This window comes from Kribbella sp. NBC_01245 (genome assembly GCF_036226525.1).
Classification (GTDB): domain Bacteria; phylum Actinomycetota; class Actinomycetes; order Propionibacteriales; family Kribbellaceae; genus Kribbella.
This window is the reverse complement of the sequence record NZ_CP108487.1, coordinates 7334402-7352429: the sequence shown is the minus strand read 5'-3', so window position 1 is coordinate 7352429 and position 18028 is coordinate 7334402. Positions and strand designations below refer to the sequence as shown.

General features: G+C 66.5%; 15 protein-coding genes. 8 read left to right on the top strand and 7 right to left on the bottom strand.

The annotated features are described in order from the left end of the window. Positions 1 to 296: 296 nt before the first annotated feature. Entirely contained in the window at positions 297 to 782 is a 486-nt protein-coding gene (locus OG394_RS33685; RefSeq protein WP_328991217.1) for a GNAT family N-acetyltransferase, read from the top strand. 18 nt (positions 783 to 800) lie between these two features. Here OG394_RS33685 and OG394_RS33680 read toward each other — a convergent pair whose 3' ends face one another. After that, complete coding sequence (locus tag OG394_RS33680; RefSeq protein ID WP_328991216.1) at positions 801 to 1127, bottom strand: hypothetical protein; 327 nt, start codon at positions 1125 to 1127, stop codon at positions 801 to 803. Positions 1128 to 1302: 175 nt separating this feature from the next. Here OG394_RS33680 and OG394_RS33675 point away from each other — a divergent pair, with 175 nt between their 5' ends. After that, on the top strand, positions 1303 to 2283 hold the full coding sequence (locus OG394_RS33675; protein ID WP_328991215.1) for an aldo/keto reductase: 981 nt from the start codon (positions 1303 to 1305) through the stop codon (positions 2281 to 2283). A 392-nt stretch (positions 2284 to 2675) separates the two neighbouring features. Further along, positions 2676 to 3956 carry a DUF418 domain-containing protein gene (locus tag OG394_RS33670; protein WP_328991214.1) on the top strand — a complete coding sequence of 427 codons (1281 nt, stop codon included), beginning with the start codon at positions 2676 to 2678 and terminating at the stop codon, positions 3954 to 3956. Here OG394_RS33670 and OG394_RS33665 read toward each other — a convergent pair. The 4 genes from OG394_RS33665 to OG394_RS33650 form a co-directional block, all read right to left on the bottom strand. Further along, positions 3839 to 4819 (bottom strand): hypothetical protein, encoded by a 981-nt coding sequence (locus OG394_RS33665; protein ID WP_328991213.1) that lies wholly within the window; start codon positions 4817 to 4819, stop codon positions 3839 to 3841. The two genes, OG394_RS33670 and OG394_RS33665, sit on opposite strands and share 118 nt — an antisense overlap. Beyond that, positions 4816 to 6045: an MFS transporter gene (locus OG394_RS33660; RefSeq protein ID WP_328991212.1), complete on the bottom strand. Its 1230-nt coding sequence runs from the start codon at positions 6043 to 6045 to the stop codon at positions 4816 to 4818. The genes OG394_RS33665 and OG394_RS33660 overlap by 4 nt, the downstream gene beginning before the upstream one ends. Positions 6046 to 6055: 10 nt before the next feature. After that, positions 6056 to 7657: a galactose-binding domain-containing protein gene (locus OG394_RS33655; protein WP_328991211.1), complete on the bottom strand. Its 1602-nt coding sequence runs from the start codon at positions 7655 to 7657 to the stop codon at positions 6056 to 6058. Positions 7658 to 7805: 148 nt separating this feature from the next. Continuing rightward, positions 7806 to 10172: an ATP-binding protein gene (locus tag OG394_RS33650; RefSeq protein WP_328991210.1), complete on the bottom strand. Its 2367-nt coding sequence runs from the start codon at positions 10170 to 10172 to the stop codon at positions 7806 to 7808. 245 nt (positions 10173 to 10417) lie between these two features. Here OG394_RS33650 and OG394_RS33645 point away from each other — a divergent pair, with 245 nt between their 5' ends. Continuing rightward, positions 10418 to 12010, top strand: coding sequence for a hypothetical protein (locus tag OG394_RS33645; protein WP_328991209.1), 1593 nt, complete (start codon positions 10418 to 10420; stop codon positions 12008 to 12010). A 9-nt stretch (positions 12011 to 12019) separates the two neighbouring features. Here the strand turns inward: OG394_RS33645 and OG394_RS33640 are convergent, their stop codons facing one another. Beyond that, complete coding sequence (locus OG394_RS33640; RefSeq protein WP_328991208.1) at positions 12020 to 12490, bottom strand: GNAT family N-acetyltransferase; 471 nt, start codon at positions 12488 to 12490, stop codon at positions 12020 to 12022. 515 nt (positions 12491 to 13005) lie between these two features. Here OG394_RS33640 and OG394_RS33635 point away from each other — a divergent pair. Beyond that, positions 13006 to 14172 carry an alanine--tRNA ligase-related protein gene (locus OG394_RS33635; RefSeq protein WP_328991207.1) on the top strand — a complete coding sequence of 389 codons (1167 nt, stop codon included), beginning with the start codon at positions 13006 to 13008 and terminating at the stop codon, positions 14170 to 14172. A gap of 3 nt (positions 14173 to 14175) precedes the next feature. On the opposite strand, the gene OG394_RS33630 is transcribed toward OG394_RS33635, so the two are convergent. Next, on the bottom strand, positions 14176 to 15039 hold the full coding sequence (locus tag OG394_RS33630) for a LysR family transcriptional regulator (RefSeq protein ID WP_328991206.1): 864 nt from the start codon (positions 15037 to 15039) through the stop codon (positions 14176 to 14178). 104 nt (positions 15040 to 15143) lie between these two features. Here OG394_RS33630 and OG394_RS33625 point away from each other — a divergent pair, with 104 nt between their 5' ends. From OG394_RS33625 to OG394_RS33615, 3 genes are read left to right on the top strand one after another with little or no spacing between them, the layout of a single operon-like run. After that, complete coding sequence (locus OG394_RS33625) at positions 15144 to 16112, top strand: hydroxyacid dehydrogenase (protein ID WP_328991205.1); 969 nt, start codon at positions 15144 to 15146, stop codon at positions 16110 to 16112. 4 nt (positions 16113 to 16116) lie between these two features. After that, positions 16117 to 17247, top strand: a complete 1131-nt coding sequence (locus tag OG394_RS33620) for a mandelate racemase/muconate lactonizing enzyme family protein (RefSeq protein ID WP_328991204.1) — start codon at positions 16117 to 16119, stop codon at positions 17245 to 17247. Beyond that, positions 17240 to 18010 carry a sugar phosphate isomerase/epimerase family protein gene (locus tag OG394_RS33615; RefSeq protein WP_328991203.1) on the top strand — a complete coding sequence of 257 codons (771 nt, stop codon included), beginning with the start codon at positions 17240 to 17242 and terminating at the stop codon, positions 18008 to 18010. Before OG394_RS33620 ends, OG394_RS33615 begins: the two co-directional genes overlap by 8 nt. Positions 18011 to 18028 lie beyond the last annotated feature (18 nt).

The window sequence follows — 18028 nt, the reverse complement described above, 5'->3', positions numbered from 1 at the left end:
CACTCAGCCCCACCCCCTAAGCCCTGCGTCGATTCGTCTGGATTCGACCCGCTCCCGCGGCGGGCCACCTTGGTCAACTCGGGCCATGCGGTCGAATCCTGACGAATCGTCGCTAATCCCGGCCCACGAAGTACTCCCGCCCGGAGCTCTTACCCGGGAAAGCCGGAATTCGTGGTGCTGGATTAGCGTCGATGTGCTTAGGGGGTGCGAATCGGATGCCTGTGCCGGTGTTGGCGAGTCATGCCGACGCGGGGTGACCTAAATGGGTGGGAGACTGCGGGGTTATGGCGGACGGGGTGATTTTGATTGCGGAGCTGGCCCAGGTTGCGGAAATCGGCGCACCTGGGAAGTACCTCGTCAGGCCGACCGAGACGGCGGATCTGGAAGCGATGGCAGCCACCTATCTGGCCGCCTACCCGCCGGAGATAGGCGCGCAGGATCTGGCCGCTGCGCGACTCGGGATGGTGGAAACATTCGACGGCGTGTACGGCGACCTATGGCCCGCCGTCTCACCCATCGCCGTGGCCGACGGCCGGGTCGCCGGTGTAGTCCACGTCGTACGTCGAGCACCTTGGCCCGGTACCCCTGATTGCCCTTTCGCCATTGAGGTTTTCACCCACCCGGACGACCGCCGCATCGGCCTCGGCCGGGCACTACTCACCTGGTCAATGGCCCGCCTCGCCCACAAAGGCGCCACCCACCTGGCACTTCGCGTCCTCACCACCAACGACCCGGCGCTCAAGCTCTACCACTCACTGGGATTCCAGCCGTACGCCGCCTAGCCAATCGGAGCCGAGCGATCAGCGGAGTTCGTAGCCATAAGCGTTGGACTTGATCTGGAACCCGGCGGAGCCGCAATAGGCCTTCGAAACCGTTGTCCGACCAACCCAGGCCCCGTACACCCATTTGTCGAAGGTGTGGTCGGCAGTTTTGCTGCTGCAGAAGGCCTTCACCCTCATGAGCCCGGAACCTCCCTTGCAGCCGCCCTGCACGTACGGCTCACCTGCCGTGGTGAGGTACCTGAAAGCCGAGCAATCCGTCAGCAGCGCGGGCGCCATCTCAGCCGCAGCCGGCGCAGTCCCCACCGCCGCACCGACGCCCGGGATCGCCACCAGCATGATCGCCATCGCGCGCAAACCGGATCGACGCAAACCTGTCGCCATCATCACTCCCTAGTCGTCGCGGGATGCGACTAAGGCAGACCGTAGACGCGCGAGCGGCAAGCCCTCAACGATGCTGCAGCTACCTGCAGCAGGCCTAAACCCGTTGCCCGACCCCTCGGTACGACGACAAGGTGGTGTCGTGGAGAAGACGCGGAAGCTCGGCCGTACGGACGTCACCGTGACCGAGATCGGCTTTGGAGGTGGTCCGCTCGGCGGCCTGTTCGAACCGCTCGACGACGAGACCGCCGCCGGAGCGCTAGACGCATCCTGGCAAGGCGGCATCAGGTACTACGACACCTCTCCGCATTACGGCATCGGGCATTCCGAGCGCCGGATCGGCGAGTTCCTGCGGGGCAAGCCGCGCTCCGAGTACACGCTGTCGACCAAAGTCGGGCGCATCCTCATCCCGCAAGAGGCGAACGGCAGGATGGACGAAGCCTTCCAGGTGCCCGCGACCCATCGGCGCGTCTGGGACTTCACCCGCGACGGCGTCCGGCGCAGCGTCGAGGACTCGCTGACCCGGCTCGGCCTCGACCGGATCGACGTGCTCTATCTGCACGACGCCGAGAAGCACTTCGACGACGCGTTGCGAGACGGCTATCCCGCCCTCGCCGAGCTGCGTGCGGAGGGAATGGTCAGCGCGATCGGCGCCGGCATGTACGACCCAACGATGCTCACCACCCTCGTACGCGAGACCGACGTGGACGTGGTGATGCTGGCCGGCCGCTACACCCTGCTCGACCAAAGCGCCCTCGACACCCTGCTGCCCACCTGCGCCGAACGCGACGTGTCGATCCTCGCGGCAGCCATCTTCAACTCCGGCCTACTCGCCTCAGCGCGTCCAACGGAAGGCGCACGCTTCGACTACGCCCCCGCGTCAAAAGCCCTTCTGGACAAGGCAAACCGCATCGCCGACATCTGCGAATCCCACGGCGTAACCCTCCCCGAAGCCGCAATCGCCTTCCCCCTCCTCCACCCCGTCGTCGCAGGCGTAGTAATCGGCATGCGCACAGCAACCGAGGCCACCCACAACCTCACCTCCTCCACCACCCCCATCCCCACCCAACTCTGGACAGCCCTCCACACCGCCAACCTCCTAGACCCACGAGCTCCCATCTAGCCCGCTACCCCGACGCGGCGTGTATCCCGCTCATCGGTCCCTTCCGACGCGGCGTATCGGCGTACGTCGGGCCTTCTGACCACGCGGCTCTCCGCGGCGACCCGCCAGGCACCTTCACTTTGCATTCATTCGTCGGAATCCGCCCTCTCAGCCACCGCAGTCCAGTACAGGCCAGCGCGCGGGCGAGGGCGGATTCCGACGAATGAATGCAAAGTGCGGTTGGCGCACGCCTTCGGTCATAAGGGACCGATGAACGGGATACCGACACACCGGGGCGGGAGCGCGTCTTTAGTTGAGGTCGCGGAGACCTTGGGTGGACGTGGGGTGGGGCGGGGAGGGGTTGAGTGGGTGGGGTGAATGAGAGTCGGAGTGGGGCGTCTACGTCTACCAAGTTGAGTGAGCGGTTTCTTGCGCCGGATTTGGCGCGGGGCGTGATGTTGCTGTTCATCGCCGTCGCGAACTCGCACTACTTCCTGCAGAACGGGCCGGCGTTGGGCGGTTTCCCGGTTGGTACCACCGGGATCGACGCGTTCTTGGTCGGGCTTATCGCGACACTTGTGGACGGTCGGGCCTATCCGATGTTCGCCGCGCTCTTCGGGTACGGCCTGGTGCAGATCTACCGTCGCCAACAGGCTGCCGGCAAAGACTGGAAGCCTATTCGCAAACTCCTGCGCCGAAGGAGTTTGTGGATGATCGTGATCGGCTTCCTGCATGGGATATTCCTGTACGTCGGGGACATCCTCGCGGCGTACGGGATTCTCGCGTTTCTGCTGGTTCCGGCCTTGCGGTGGAAGACCCGCACGATCGTCACTCTGGCCTCTCTCGCATTCGTCATCACGAGCCTGCCACTGGGCGGTTCACTGGCGGTCGAGAGTACGGTCGCGCCTGAGCCGGCGATGCTGCCGCAAGGCATCTGGTCCGGCGTGATGGATCGGGCGCCGGCTCTGCTGGTATTGGTGCCGCTGTATCCGATTGGCTTGCTCTTGCCGTTCCTGATCGGCATTCTCGCGGCTCGGGCCCGACTGCTCGAACTGCCCGGCCAACACCTGACGCTGTTGCGATGCGTCGCTGGATTCGGCATTAGTACGGCGATCCTCGGTGGCCTGCCGGTCGGGCTCGTCCTCGCGGGAGTGATCGACCAGCCGGCCGCGAATACCCTCGGCCTGCTGGGCACGTTGCACGACGCCACCGGCCACTTCGGCGGCCTCGGCTACGCCGCCGCGATCGCCCTTCTGGCCAACCGAATCAGCGCAACCCCGACGAACGTTGGACGAGGGCGTGTCGTTACGGCGCTTGCGGCTGTGGGGCAGCGGTCGATGACGTGTTACCTGGCCCAATCGCTCGTCTGGACGCTCGCCTTCGCGCCGTACGCCTTCAACCTGACGCCGCACCTCACCGTCACGTCCCTCGCCGGTATCGCCGTCGCCACTTGGCTAGCCACGGTCCTCCTCGCCAACTGGATGCACCACCGAGGCCTGCGCGGCCCGTTCGAGGTGCTCCTCCGAAAGCTGACCTACCGCGAGAGGAAGCTGACCGACGACGAGAAGAAGCAGCCCTACCGCGCCAAGACCGCCGGTGACGCGGCATCCGGTACGACCAACACAGGCGCACCCGAGCCATTGGCAGGCACAGACCAGATGTCCGAACCGCCATCCGATCCAGTCAAGCCATAAAGCAACGTCGTGTTATCCCGCCACAACGGCTGGTCGTCCACGTTGCCGGTCTCGGCCGTTCGCACGATCTTGCGCGTCGCCAACTCGACAACCGACAACCGCCACGTTCCGTCCGGATTCCTTTGTTTGAAGGCGATTCGCTTCTCGTCAGGCGACAGCGAAGGGCATTCCACGTTCTCCAGAGTGGCCTTGCCGTTGAAATCCTGGTAGTCGGCCTCGACCAGATGAGTCTTCCCCTTGCTGGCCATCGTCGCGTAGAAGCGATTCCCGTCCCCGGCGAAGGTGATTCCCCAGTAGTTGATATCGGACGAGCGATACCGGCGCCCGTCGACGTACACGGCCATTTCCTCGATGCTCTTGACCAGCTGCTTCTTCTCGAGGTCGTACAAACCCGCGCGGGTGGAGAATCCGGTCGCCGCATACGAATCACCAGTCACAAACACCGTCCAATACACGATCTTGCCGTCCGGCGAGACCCGCGCCCGGCTCGGCGTACCAGGCAGGGATTTCTTGTAAACAACGGACATATCGCGTCCCACCACCACGACATCCGTGATCGGCGGCAGCACACCCGGCTGGAGCGCCAGGCAGATCCCCGTCCCCTTCGCGAGCGCAAAACGGTCACACTTCAACCCATCCACCAACCGCACAGCCGATGAGGCAGAAGGCAGGGAAGCCAGTTTGCCCTCGTCCGGCCCGGCCGCGGTGTTCCGGAAGTACAGCCGATCCGGCCCGAGCTCGATCGTCCCGTTCTGCACCGGTACCGCGTTCACCGCGGCCCCGGTCCGGGCGGAGACGACGTACCCGATCGCCGCCCCGGCGAGGACGAGTACGCCCAGCACGGTCACCAAAATCTTTCTCATGCGGGCTTCTCCCAGGGCTTGAGCAGGGCGGCGGCAATGGTGACGACCAGCAGGCCGACGGCCACGACGATCATGGTCGGGCGGAGATCCCACAGCGTCCAGGCCAGCCCGAACAGAACGGCGGACACCATCCGCGCCAGGGCCTGACCGGTTTGGATCAGGGCCATGCCACTCGCGCGGAGGTGCTCCGGCAGCCAGGGGCCTGCCGCCGCCATCAGAACGCCGTCGGTCGCGGCATAGAACACGCCATGCAGGACCAGTACGCAGACGGCGATCCACCAGCCAGCAAAGGGACCACAGACGAGTCCGAGCGCGGTCGCCATCACCAGATGACCGCCGACGAAGACGCGCCACCGGCCGTACTTGTCGGCAAGCCGCCCGAGCGGCACGGCCAGCAACAGATAGACGCCGGCGGTACCGAGCGGCAGCAACGGGAACATCGTCGTACTGACGTCGAAGTTGCGTTGCAGAGCGAGATAGAGGAACGAATCCGTGACGCTGATCAGCGCCAGCGCGGCGGCCCATCCGCAGAGCCGGCGAAAGCCCGGAATGCGAAGGAGCTGCAGCATCGACCGCACCGGAACGGGTTTCGCCGGTCCGTCGGTGGGCGGTCGATCACGGACGAAGGCGACCAGCACCAGCACCCCGATGGTCGCGATGCAGAAGCTGGTGACGAACACCGAGCTGTAGTCCCCCAGGCTGCCCCAGAGCACCACCATCGCGACCAGCGGACCCAGGAACGCGCCGATCGTGTCCATCGCACGATGGACGCCGAACGAGCGGCCGAGACTTTCCGGCTCGCTGCTCAACGAGATCAGCGCGTCCCTGGGTGCCGTCCGGATCCCCTTGCCGGCCCGGTCGACGGCCAGTACGGCGCCGATCGCCGGGACCGAGGAGCCCGCTGCCAGCAAACCGAGTTTGCTGGCAGCGGATAACCCGTAGCCGATGCCGGCGACGGCCTTCAACCGTCGCCAGCGATCGGCGGCATGCCCACCGACCAGCCGAACCAGCGCGGTCGCCCCGGCGTACAACCCGTCCAGCAGACCGAACTGGAGCGGATTGAGGCCAAGACCGACAACCAGGTAGAGCGGCAATACCGCGGTCACCATCTCCGCCGAGATATCGGTGACCAGGCTGACCATGCCGAGCGCCAGCACGTTGCCGGAGACTCGCCGCCCGATCTTCCCTTTGGTGGTTCCCGCCGCGCGGGTATCGGCTAGATACATGGTCGGCTCGTCAGTGGCAGGTGGTGGTCGGGGAGCTGTCCAGTACCGTGTTGTTCAGACCGATCAGCTGGCTGGTGAACGAGTTGTCGGTCATCGTCAGCTTGAGCACGCCATGCGTGTCCGTGATCGTCTTGGCGGTCGCCTCGTGCTCGGCGTGCACGGGGTAGAAGTTGTCCGTGCCACCCATGCCGCCGATGATCTGCGTCGTACCGGCCGCGTTCGGGTTGCCGTACTTGTCCTGCGCCACGAAGCGCTCGTAGTGGTGGTCGTGGCCGTTGAGCACGAGGTCGACGTTGTTGTCGACCAGGATGTTCCAGAGCGTGGCCATCTTGGGGTTGTCGCCGTGCGAACCGGAGCTGTACCGGGGGTGGTGGTAGTAGGCCGCGACGCACTTCTTGGTGTTGGCCGCGAGGTCCGCCTTGAGCCAGGTGTGCTGTGCGGATTCGACCAGGCCGGGCGAGTCCTCGGTCGAGTCGAGCGCGATGAAGTGCCAGTTGCCGCGCTCCCAGCTGTAGTACCGCTTGCCGTTCGGGCGGGCGATGTCGCCGAAGTACCGGTGGTAACCGTCGTACGCCGGCGAGGAGTAGGTCTCGTGGTTGCCGACCGAGGGCTTCATGATGCTCTTGAAGCGGCCCCACGAGGTGTTGAAGTAGCTGGTGAAGTCGGAGTAGTGGGCGTCGTCGTACTGGTTGTCGCCCATGGTGATGACGTTGACGGGCTTGATGAAGTCGACGACCCTGGCCGTCTTCGGGTGCACGCAGGAGCTGCTGGACGCGGTGCATTGGTCGGCGATGTCACCGGCCGCCGCGAGCACGAACACCCCGGTGGGACCGGAGGCGGTCGTGACCGAGAGCGGAGCGCTCTGCGCCGACTTGTTGTTGTTCGGGTCCTTGGCCAGCACCGTGTAGCTGTAGGCCGTCTGCGGAGTCAGCGCGGTGTCGGTGAAGGTGTTCTCCGCCACCGAGGCCACGAAGACGCCGTTGCGGAACACGTCGTACCCGCTGACACCGACGTTGTCCGTCGAGGCCGTCCAGTTCAGCGCCACGGTGGTGCTGGTGACGGTGCCGGCGGTCAGGTTGGTCGGCACGGTCGGGGCCTGCGTGTCACCGGTGGAACCGCTGACGCCGAAGATCTCCATCTCCCACAGCGAATAGCCGTACGGCGTGCCGCGCTGGGTGCCGACGACGCGGACGTAACGGCCATTGGCGGCCAGGCCGGTGTGGTCGTCGATGCCACCATCCCCCGTGGTGATGGTCTTGAGCGTCCGGAAGTTCGCGCCGTCGTCGGAGATCTCGATTCGGTACGACTTGGCGTAGGCCACCTCCCAGTTGAGCTTCAGCCGATTGACGGCCGACGGCTGGCCGAGGTCGACCCGGATCCACTGCGGGTCGATGCCCTCCGCGCTGGCCCAGCGGGTCGTCGTGCTGCCGTCAACGGCGTACTTTCCGAGGAAGTTGCTGTCCTCGATGCTGGACGTGATCGTCAACGCGTTGCGGGACAACAACACGTCGGCGGTGGTGGCACCTGAGCTGGATTGCAGGCCGACGGTGGTCGCGATCGCCAGGACGACGAACGACACCATGGGCACTTTCAGTTTTCTGAGCGGGAACATGTCGCACTCCTGCGGTTGGCTCGGGGACGCCTGGGGCGGGCAGACCGAATTGGAAAGTGAGTTAACAATTCGCAAGTTCAGCGCAACCACCCGGCACTGCCCACGCAGAACGACCGGCAGAACTCCCGCCTTCCGGTTCTGCCGGTTGCTAGTGCGCCAGGGCGTCTTGGAGAGTCGCTGCCACCGCAGTCAGCTCGGGGCGATCCCACTCCCGGCAGAACTCCAGCGCCTCGGCCCGGACCCGCGCCGCCGCCTCGGTTTCCCCCAGCCGATCGAGTACGTCGGCCAGCTCGGCCTGTGCCTCCACTCGCCTGATACCGGCACCGGTATCGCGCAGCAACTCGACCGCCCGTTCCAGCTCCTCCCGGGCGTCGGCCAGATTCCCGAGCCCGGCAGACGAACTCCCCAGCCCGTAACAGGCACGGGCCTCTCCGCTGCGCATCCCCGCGGCCCGGAACAGCTCGATCGCTTCGGAGTACGCCGAGATCGCGTCGGCCCATTCCCGCGACCGCGCGAGCGTGGCGCCGTACGCGAGCAGGCGATGCCCGAGCAAGACCGCGCCCGTGCCGTCGGTCGGCGAATGCTCGGAGCGGCGGAAGTACGCGACGACACGACGATGTACGGCGAGCGCGGCAGCGGAATCGCCGCGGGCCTGGTCCAGCGAGGCCACCAGCGACCAGGCGATGTGCTGGCCGAGCGGCTCGGGCGCCGCGCCGAACCGCTCGACGGCGAGATTCGCGAGCTCGGTCGCGGCTTCGGTATCGCCGGTGACGCGCTCGAGCGTCGCCAGGTAGAACAACGCCCAGCCCTCTTCGACCGGATCACCGGCCTCGCGGGCGGCGGCAAGGGCCTGCCGATGCAGGCGCAACCCCTCTTGCCGCTGCTCCAGCAGTACGCCGACCGCCCAGCCGAGCAGGTTGAGCTGGACCGCCTCGGCGCCACGGTCGCCCACCCGCCGTGCGACATCAACGCCCAGCTGAAAGACCTCGGGCCAGACCTCCGGCAACACGCCCAGGTCGGAGTACCAGTGGAGGGCATCGGTCAGCGCCAGCACCTCCGCCGACCAGCGATCGTCCGCGGCCGCCCAGCGCAGGGCCGCGAGCCAATCGGCGCGATGGCGATGCAACCAACCGAGCGCCGAATGCCTGCAATCAAAGGCCATTCCGGGCCCTGGCGGCACGGCCGGCCCAGGTTGCAGCACCTCGGGCAGGAAGCAATGCCCGGCCGCGGTGGCCGAACGCAGGAACCAGCCGGTCATCCTCCGCTCGGCCGTTTCGACCGCCTCGACGGTCTCTTCGGCGGCCAGGCATTCCGTGGCGAACAACGCCAGCAGGTTGTGAATGCGGTAGCCGCCATCGGAGCCGACCGGCTCGATCAGGCTGAAGTCGGCGAGCTCCTCGACGGCTCGGCGGGCTGACGCAAGTCGCAGATCGGCCAGTACGGCGGCGATCTCGGCCGACAGGTACTCCCCGGTCAGCAAGGCGAGTCGCCGGAAAACGAGCGCGGCCGACTCGGACAGCTGCCGGTACGACATGGTGAACGCAGCGACGACCCGCAGATCCCCCGCCTCCAGCCCGGCCAACCGCGCCTCGCCCAACTGGGTCGCGAAATGCCCGAGCGACCACAACGGCCGACTGGCGAGCCGGTTGCCGGCGATACGCAGAGCGAGCGGGAGATGTCCGCACAGCTCCGCGATCTGCTCGGCGGTTTCGGCCTCCGCCGCCAGCCGCTCGTCGCCCACGATCGCCGCGAGCAGGTCGGTTGCTTCCGCCGTGGAGAACGGGCCGAGCGGAATCCAGACCGCGCCCTCGAGCCCGGCCAGTACTCGCCTGCTGGTCACGATCGTGAACGCGCCTGCGCCGGTGGCGAGCAGCGGCCGGACCTGCGCCTCGTCCATCGCGTTGTCGATCAGGACCAAGGCGGGTCGGCGCGTGAGCATCGCCCGATAGAGGCGGGCCTGGTCGATCGGATCCGCTGGGACCTCGGCCGAGGCCACACCGAGGGCGCCGAGTAGGCGGCGGAGCGCAGCGCCTTCGCCCGGTTCGGCCAGGTCGACGTACAGGCAGCCGCCGGGGAAACCGGCCGCGAGCGAACGGCCCGCGCGTACCGCCAGACTCGACTTCCCGACGCCTGGCGGCCCGCTCAGTACGGCGACCGGCCGGGTCGTTCCGGTGGTGGCGAGGTTGGTCAACGTGGCGAGCTCTTCGGCGCGGCCGACGAAATCGCTCAGGCCGGCCGGCGGTTCGCATTGGGCGGCGGCGACCCAGGGCGCGACTTCCTCGGTCCGGGAACGGGCCGACTTCGCGATCTCGGTCAGTAATTGGCGCTCGTCCGGCGTGAATCGGGCCGCGTCGGCGAGGGCGTCGACCGTACGCGGCTGGGGCGCGCGCACCCGGCCGCGCTCGATATCGCTGATCGCCCGCACGCTCACCCCGGAGCGCTCGGCGACCTCTTCCTGGGTCAGGCCGGCCCGGATCCGTGCGGTCCGCAACAACCGCCCGACCTCGTCAGTCACGCCGTCAGGGTAGTGCCTTCTTCACCGCGAGTGGTCGCGTCTGGTCCACGCGGCGGCTCAGCAGACGTCGGTGTGCCGGGTCAGACGCGACCACTCGCGGCAGATTCGTTTCAGCCCTGCGGAACTGCCCTGGCGGCTGGTTCCGGCTCACGGGACTTCGTTTTCCCACCTGTCGGCAAGCGCTTGCCAAGCGGTGCTCGCGACCGCAGACTGAGCCTCCTGATCCGCCCATCAGGAGGTTTTCGATGACGTACGACTTCAGTAGGCGACGCCTGCTCGGCCTCGGCGGCGCACTCGCCGGCGGCGCCGTCTTCGGCCCCGGAATCGCTCAAGCCGCCCCGAGTGGGATCTGGCAGTCCGAAGTTGTCCGCTACGACTCGGCACACCGGCTCAGGTACGCCGAAGATGCCGAGGGCAACCGAATCCCGGATTTCAGCCATGCCGGTTACAAGAACGGCGACAGCCCGATCCCCCACGTCCGGACCGTACGTACCGTCGGACCGGTTGACGGCGACAACACCGCACACCTGCAGGCGGCGATCGATGCCGTGGGCAACCGACCACTCGACCGGAACGGCTTTCGCGGCGCGTTGCGACTCGAGCCCGGCGACTACCCCGTCGCGGGTACGTTGCGCCTGAACCACAGTGGCGTCGTGCTGCGCGGATCCGGCGACGGCGCCGACCCGGCCAAGAACACGATCGTCCGGGCGACCGGCAACGTCCCGGTGTCGCGCGACGTGATCGTGGTCGGCGGCGGCGCCAGCACGGGGTGGCGCGGCCAAGTGCCCGGTACGCGGACCGACATCACCAGCGACTGGGTGCAAGTCGGCTCGCGCTCGTTCGAAGTGGCCGACGCGAGCGGGTTGCGCCGGGGCGACAACGTCATCCTGGTCCACCCGTGTACCGAGGCGTGGCTGGCCTCGGTCGACCATGGCGGTACGGGCAAGGACGCGCCCTGGGTGGTGGACAGCCAGCCGATCACCTACAACCGGTACGTCCGGGCGATTCGCGGTAACACCGTTACTGTCGACGTACCGCTGTTCGAGCATCTGCGGCGCGAGCGGTCGCAGTCGTACCTCTACAAGTGGGACCGCGCGGGCCTGGTGACCGGCGTGGGGGTGGAGTCGCTGCGGATCGACATCGAGTTCGCCGGTGATCCCGACGTGGACGAGGCGCATGCGTGGGTGGCGGTCAAGATCCGGCAGGCGGAGGACGTCTGGGTCCGTGACAGCACCTTCCTGCACTTCGCAAAGGCGGGAGTGGAGACGGTGGAGACGACCCGGGCGACGATCCGGAATTGCCGGGCGCTCGATCCGGCCTCGGTCATCACGGGCGGGCTGCGGTACAACTTCAACTGCGAGGCGTACTCCCAGCAGGTGTTGTTCGTCGACTGCTACGCCTCGAAGGCCCGGCACGCCTTCATCTCGAACGGCACCAGCAGCGCGTCGGGCATCGTGTTCCTCCGCGGTACGGCGGAGGGCAGTCTCGCGTCGAGCGAAGGCCATCGCCGGTGGAGCCAGGGGTTGCTTTGGGACAACCATCGCGAGGTCGCGCCGAAGGTTGATCTGACTCTTGGCATTTACAACCGCGGGGATTACGGCACCGGGCACGGCTGGGCGACGTCGCACTCGGTCGGCTGGAACTGCGACACGGCCGGCACCAAGCTCGTCGTACAGAAACCGCCGACGGCGCAGAACTATGCGATCGGGTGCCGCGGCATCATCACCGGCGATGGCCCGTTCCCCCAACCCGCCGGCTTGATCGAAGGCGCCAATACCCCTGGCCTCTTTCCGTCCTCGCTCTATCAGGCGCAATACCTGGATCGGAGAATGCCCTGAGCCGTTGCTTCAGACTGGCTTGGCGTAGCGGAGACAAGGTACGGCGATCGGGCCGTCCGCGGACGACGCCTGGTAGTCGAACGGGCCCTCGCTCACCCAGCCCTGGCGCTCGTAGAACCGGCGCGCCCGGGCATTGCCCTCGACCACCGCAAGCCAGGCACGGCTATGCCCATTCGCCCTGACCTGCCGCTCCGCCTCGGCCAGCAACTCCGCCGCCAACCCCGAACCGCGTTGATCGCTAGCCAGATAGACCTGCTCGACCTCATCCCCCACCACCATCACGAACCCAACGACGCGCCCGTCGACCGTACAAACGGTGGTATCCCCAACCCGCTCAGCCGCCCGCAAGTCAAACGACTCCCGCGTCCGCACCGCCACCAACGCCTCCGGAATATGCCCCCAATGCCCATCCCGCCACCCCGCATACCAAATCCCCGCCACCACTCCCGCATCCCCACTCACCGCCGCACGCAACTCCATACCCCGACCCTAACGACCCCCACTCCCCCGCCTCCCCTCTTTTCCGTTCATCGGACCCTTGTGACGCGGCGTGTCGGCATTCATCGGTCCCTTCTGACCACGCGCGCCATCCGGCATCGACCCGCTAGCCGTCCGTCACTTGCATTCTTTCGTCGGAATCCGCCCTCTCAGCCACAGCGGACCGGCGCGGGTCAGCAGACGGGAGAGGGCGGATTCCGACGAATGAATGCAGAGGCGTTGGGCCCGCCGTGCTGGTCACAAGGGACCGATGAATGCCGACACGCCGCGTCACAAGGGTCCGATGAACGGAAAAAAAGGGGGTGGCAGAGGGTTGGTAGGATGGCGGGTATGAGGACTTGGGTGAGGGTTGCAGCAGCCGGGGCGTTCGCGCCGTCGGCTGATCAGACCTGAGCTTCTGAGTTCACTCCAGCAAACCGGCGAACGCGACAGTTCGCCGGTTTTTCCGTTCCTGGAGCCCGTGAGCTGTCGGTCGCCTTCTCCCGAAAGGCACTCCGATGGAATCCACCAAAGTCCTGCGCACGTTCGAAGACTTCTTCAGCGATCGCGGACATCACCGCATCACCGGCAGCACCCTGCTGCCCGAGCCCGGCGACCCGGTCCTGTTCACGACCTCGGGCATGCACCCCCTCACGCCATACCTCGACGGCACGCGACGGCATCCACACCGACGGCTGTCGAACCGCCAGCGATGTCTGCGTACGACAGACCTGGACGAGGTCGGGGACACCTCGCACCTGACCGTGTTCGAGATGCTCGGGTCATGGTCACTCGGCGACTACACCCACGAGCAGAGCCTGCGCTGGGGGTACGACCTACTCACCAACGGCTTCGGCCTAAACCGCTTACACGTAACGGTTTTCGGCGGCAACCACGAAGTCGGACCCGATCTCGAATCCGAACGCGTCTGGTCCGAACTCGGCCTACCGGTCGAGCGCCTCGTCGACGACAACTGGTGGTCGAACGGCCCGACCGGTCCGTGCGGCCCGGACAGCGAGATCTTTGTCTGGACCGGCAATACCGAACCCGAGGGCACCCCCAGCACAGACCCGCGCTGGGTCGAGGTGTGGAACCACGTCCACATGCGTTTCCACCGGTACGACGATGGCGTGCTGCGGCCGTTCACGCCGTCCAACGTGGATACAGGGATGGGGTTCGAGCGATTGCTGATGTTCTTGCAGGGCGTCGATTCGGTGTACGAGACGGACCAGTTCGGGCCTTGGTCGCAGCACGTACGACGTCTCTGGCGGCCCGACGAGACGTCATTCCGGATCCTGTCGGACCATCTCCGCTCGTCGATCGTCGTGATCGGGGATGGCGTACGCCCGTCCAACACCGGGCGGGGTTACGTCCTGCGCCGGTTGGTCCGCCGCTCGCTGACGACGTTGCGCCGGCTCGATCCGACGCACGGCCTGGAGGAGCTGCCGATCGACCTGATCCAGCACACGATCGACCACTTCGGTCAGCCCGACGACCCCGGTCGCATCCGCGAACTCCTGCTCGACGAGGAACGGCGTTTCCGCCAGCTGCTCGACCGCGGCCGCGACCGCGTTCTCCGCCTGCACGAGCGCGGGCCGTTGACCGAGTCCGACTTCACCTTCCTTCGCGAGACCCACGGCCTACCCCGGGAGGTGGTCGAATCAGTGCTCACCGAAAGCCAGTAGCCCTTATTTCTTGAGGGTTTCAGCCAATCGCTGCAGCGCCGGGTTGGGGTTGTCGGGACTCCAACAGGCGTGCAGCGTGACGGAATGGGCGTCGGAGGCGGCGAGTTCGCAATAGCGGACGCCTTCGACGCCCATCGCCATGATCGACCTCGGCACCAGCGAGCAGCCGAACCCGGCCCGGACCAGCGCGAGCATCGTCGGCACCTGGGACGCGAGCTGACTCACGACGTACCGGTCCATGCCGATCATCGCCGCGCAGATGTCATGCAGATAGCGCGACCCCTCCGGGCTGTACCCGATGTAGTCCTCGGTCACCTCAGCCAGCGCCACCGTCCCCTCGAGCTCATGATCAACCGGCACGGCGAGCACAAGGTCCTCCGAATGCACCAGCACCGACTCGAAACCGGGCGGAATCGGCGGCCGGACCAACCCGATGTCGACGCGCAAATTGCCGAGCGCCTCGAACTGGTCCTCGCTCACCAGCTCCGCCAACGCGATGCTCACCCCCGGCAGCCGCGTGTTGACCTCGGTCAGGAACTCCGCGAGTACGGCGTACGCGCCGACCGCGGTGAACGCCAACCGCAACGTGCCGGTCTGACCTTCGGCCGCGCGGCGACTGGCCTCGGGCGCCACCTCCAGCAGGGCCAGCACCCGGCGGCAGTGCGACAGAAAGACCTCGCCTGCGGCCGTCAATCGCACACCTCGGCCGGTCCGGTCGAAGAGACTGACGCCGACCGCCTTCTCGACGGCCTGGATCTGGCGGGTCAACGGCGGCTGCGTCACGTTCAGGCGTTCGGCGGCCCGGCCGAAGTGGGACTCCTCGGCGACGGCGACAAACCCCCGGAGCTGGTTCAGGGAGAGATCCATACCCCAGAAGGTATCGGTCGATGCGGAAATGGGCTTGGACGAGCATAACGGAAAGCCCTTACCGTCGTCGTGCGGATGCCACCAAAACCTTGAGGAGCCGGACGTTGTCCAGACTGGTCGTCGCCATGAGCCCCGAACGCGTTGAGGATGTCTGCAGCGCCGAAACCCGCCAACTGCTCGAGGACCGGTTCGAGGTGACATGGGCTGGGAATGACGTGAGCGGACTGGCAGGCGCCGAGGTGGTGCTGACCAGTTGGGGTACGCCGCACCTGCCCGCCTCGATCTGGGCCGACGGCAACGGTCCGCGCGTAGTCGCCCACGCTGCCGGCTCGGTCAAACGCCTCGTCGACCCGGTCATCTTCGACCAGGGCGTGGCCGTTTTCTCCGCGGGCACCCGGATCGCGTGGTCCGTCGGCGAGTACTGCCTGGCCTCGATGCTCACGCTCGCGCGCCGCCTGCCCCAGTTCGACCAGGCTCTCCGCGATGGCGCCTGGAAACCGGGTCACCTGCGGGGGATCGAGTTGGCCGGGCAATCGGTCGGCATTCTCGGCGCCAGTTCGACGGCTCGGGCGCTGATCACGTTGCTCAAACCGTTCGGCTGCGACGTGGTGGTGTACGACCCGTACCTCGATGACGAGCAGGCGCGCGCCCTCGGCGTACGCACGGCCGAGCTGGACGAAGTACTGCAATGCGCCTTCGTCTCGTTGCACGTGCCGGATGTGCCCGAAACTCGCGGTCTCGTGAGCCGAAAACACCTAGACGCCATGCGAGACGGCACCATCGTGATCAACTCGTCGCGAGGTCCGGCGATCGACCAGCAGGCCTTGCTCGAATACGTCGTCGCGGGCCGCCTCTTCGCCGCCCTCGACGTCTTCGACCCCGAACCGCCAACACTCGTGGACGACGTACGCGCCGCTGGTCAGCTGCTGGTCACGCCGCATATCGCCGGCGACACCGTGGAAGGCCATCGCGCTCTGGCCGGGTTCGTGCTGGCCGACGTACTCAAGTGGCTGGACGACGGCACGCGCGGCACGTCGTACGTCGATCCCGCCAACTGGTCGATCGCGGCCTGACGTCATGTCGCGAATCAGGTCGCTGGAGGTTTTCGCCGTCGCGGTGCCGTTCGCGAAAGGTTTCGTGCTCGGCAGCGGCGCTGTTGGTACGCCGGATCAGGCCGGGTTGGTCGTCTTCGTCCGGCTGGTTACCGAGGACGGGATCGTCGGGTGGGGTGAGCAGCGGGCCTTGCCGAGTTGGAGTTACGAGACGGCCGAGACGATCGCGGTGGTGATCAAGCGACAGCTGGAACCTATCGTGCTGGAGCTCACGCCGTTCGACGTCGAGCTGTTCCACAACCGGGCCAACCAGCGGCTCAGTCCGTCGGTGTCGAACGGGTTCCCCTTCGCGCGTGCGGCGGTGGATCTGGCGATGCACGACGCGGCGGGCAAACTCGCGGGCGTTCCGGTACATCAGTTGCTGGGCGGCCGATTGCGCGACGAGATCCCGCTCTGTTCCGCGATCGGCGTCGACCAGCCGTCGGTGGTTCGGGAGCGGGTGTTGCAGTCGTCGGATTACCACGCCTACAAGGTGAAGATCTCCGGCCATCCGTCGTCTGATGCGGCTGCGGTTCGGGCTGCTTCTGAAGTTGCTGAGGGCAAGCAGATTTGGCTGGATGCCAACCAGTCTTATCGGCCGTCGGCGTTGCGGCAGCTACTGGAGTCGGTGCGGGATGTGCCGGGGATTCACAACGTCGAGCAGCCTGTACCGAGTACAGACACGTTGGGGATGCGGCGGGTGCGCGCGATGACGAGTCTGCCGATCGCGATCGACGAAGGGAGCTTTACCGCGAGCGATCTTGCGCGGGCGATTCAGCTTGAGGCGGCCGATCTGGTTGTCGTGAAGATCTGCAAGGCGGGCGGAATTCGTCAAGCCCTGAAGACCGCACACGTTGCCATGGCCAATGGGATGGAGATTCTGGCCAGCGGATTGACCGATTGCGGGATTGGGTTTGCGGCGGCTCTGCATTTGTTCAGCCAACTGGAACTCGCGTTACCGGCCGAGCTGAATGGGCCGGAACTCCTGGCCGACTTGTACGTCGAGGGCTTGTCGATCACCAAGGCTGTCGCGGCTGTGCCCACGGCTCCCGGTCTTGGCGTTGTCGTTGACGAGGAGCGGATCCGCGCTGAGGCGAAGGAACTGGTTTATGTCTGAGTTCATCTGGTCTGTTTTCACCAAGCCCTGGGCGTCGCTTCCCGGTGACGAACTCGGAAAACTCGTTGCTGGCTTGGGTTTTACCGGTGCGGAGGTGCCCGTACGCGATAACGCCTTTGTCACTCCGGCTAACGCGTTGTCTTTGCTGCCGGGCTTTGTGGCGCAATTGCGGGAGCACGGCGTAACGACCATCAGCATCGCGAGTGATCTGGCGGAAGAGACGTTCGCGGCGTGCCAGGCGGCGGGCGTACCGCTGATCCGGATCATGGCCGAGCTCGGGGCGGACGGCTATACGTCGTCCGTACGACGGATGCGCGCGCGGCTGGAGTCCGTCGTGGCGCTCGCCCGGGAGTACGACGTACAGGTGGGAGTGCAACCACACCACGGCCGCTTCGTCTCATCCTCGCTCGGCGTACTCGCCCTCCTCGAAGGCCTACCAACCGACCACTTCAAGGTCGTCTGGGATGCCGCCCACGACGCCCTCGCCGGCGACGACCCCACCGTCACCCTGCCGCTAGTCGCGGACCGCCTCGCAATCGTCAACCTCAAGAACGTCGTCTACCGCCCCACCACAGGCGGCGCCTGGACCCCGTACTACGTCGAAGCCCCCGACGGCCTCGCCAACTGGTCCACGGCTCTAACCACCCTCACCGCATTGAACTACACCGGCCCCATCTGCCTAACCGCCCAATACTCCGACCCCACCCTCCCCCTCGAACCCCGCCTACAACGCGACCTAACCCACGCCCAAACGCTCGCCTAACCACGCCGGCCCGGGCGG

Coding starts and splice junctions, on each gene's coding strand:
- OG394_RS33680 (WP_328991216.1), bottom strand. CDS start 1,127: ATGGCGATCATGCTGGTGGCGATCCCGGGCGTCGGTGCGGCGGTGGGG.
- OG394_RS33665 (WP_328991213.1), bottom strand. CDS start 4,819: ATGAGAAAGATTTTGGTGACCGTGCTGGGCGTACTCGTCCTCGCCGGG.
- OG394_RS33660 (WP_328991212.1), bottom strand. CDS start 6,045: ATGTATCTAGCCGATACCCGCGCGGCGGGAACCACCAAAGGGAAGATC.
- OG394_RS33655 (WP_328991211.1), bottom strand. CDS start 7,657: ATGTTCCCGCTCAGAAAACTGAAAGTGCCCATGGTGTCGTTCGTCGTC.
- OG394_RS33645 (WP_328991209.1), top strand. CDS start 10,418: ATGACGTACGACTTCAGTAGGCGACGCCTGCTCGGCCTCGGCGGCGCA.
- OG394_RS33640 (WP_328991208.1), bottom strand. CDS start 12,490: ATGGAGTTGCGTGCGGCGGTGAGTGGGGATGCGGGAGTGGTGGCGGGG.
- OG394_RS33635 (WP_328991207.1), top strand. CDS start 13,006: ATGGAATCCACCAAAGTCCTGCGCACGTTCGAAGACTTCTTCAGCGAT.
- OG394_RS33630 (WP_328991206.1), bottom strand. CDS start 15,039: ATGGATCTCTCCCTGAACCAGCTCCGGGGGTTTGTCGCCGTCGCCGAG.
- OG394_RS33620 (WP_328991204.1), top strand. CDS start 16,117: ATGTCGCGAATCAGGTCGCTGGAGGTTTTCGCCGTCGCGGTGCCGTTC.
- OG394_RS33615 (WP_328991203.1), top strand. CDS start 17,240: ATGTCTGAGTTCATCTGGTCTGTTTTCACCAAGCCCTGGGCGTCGCTT.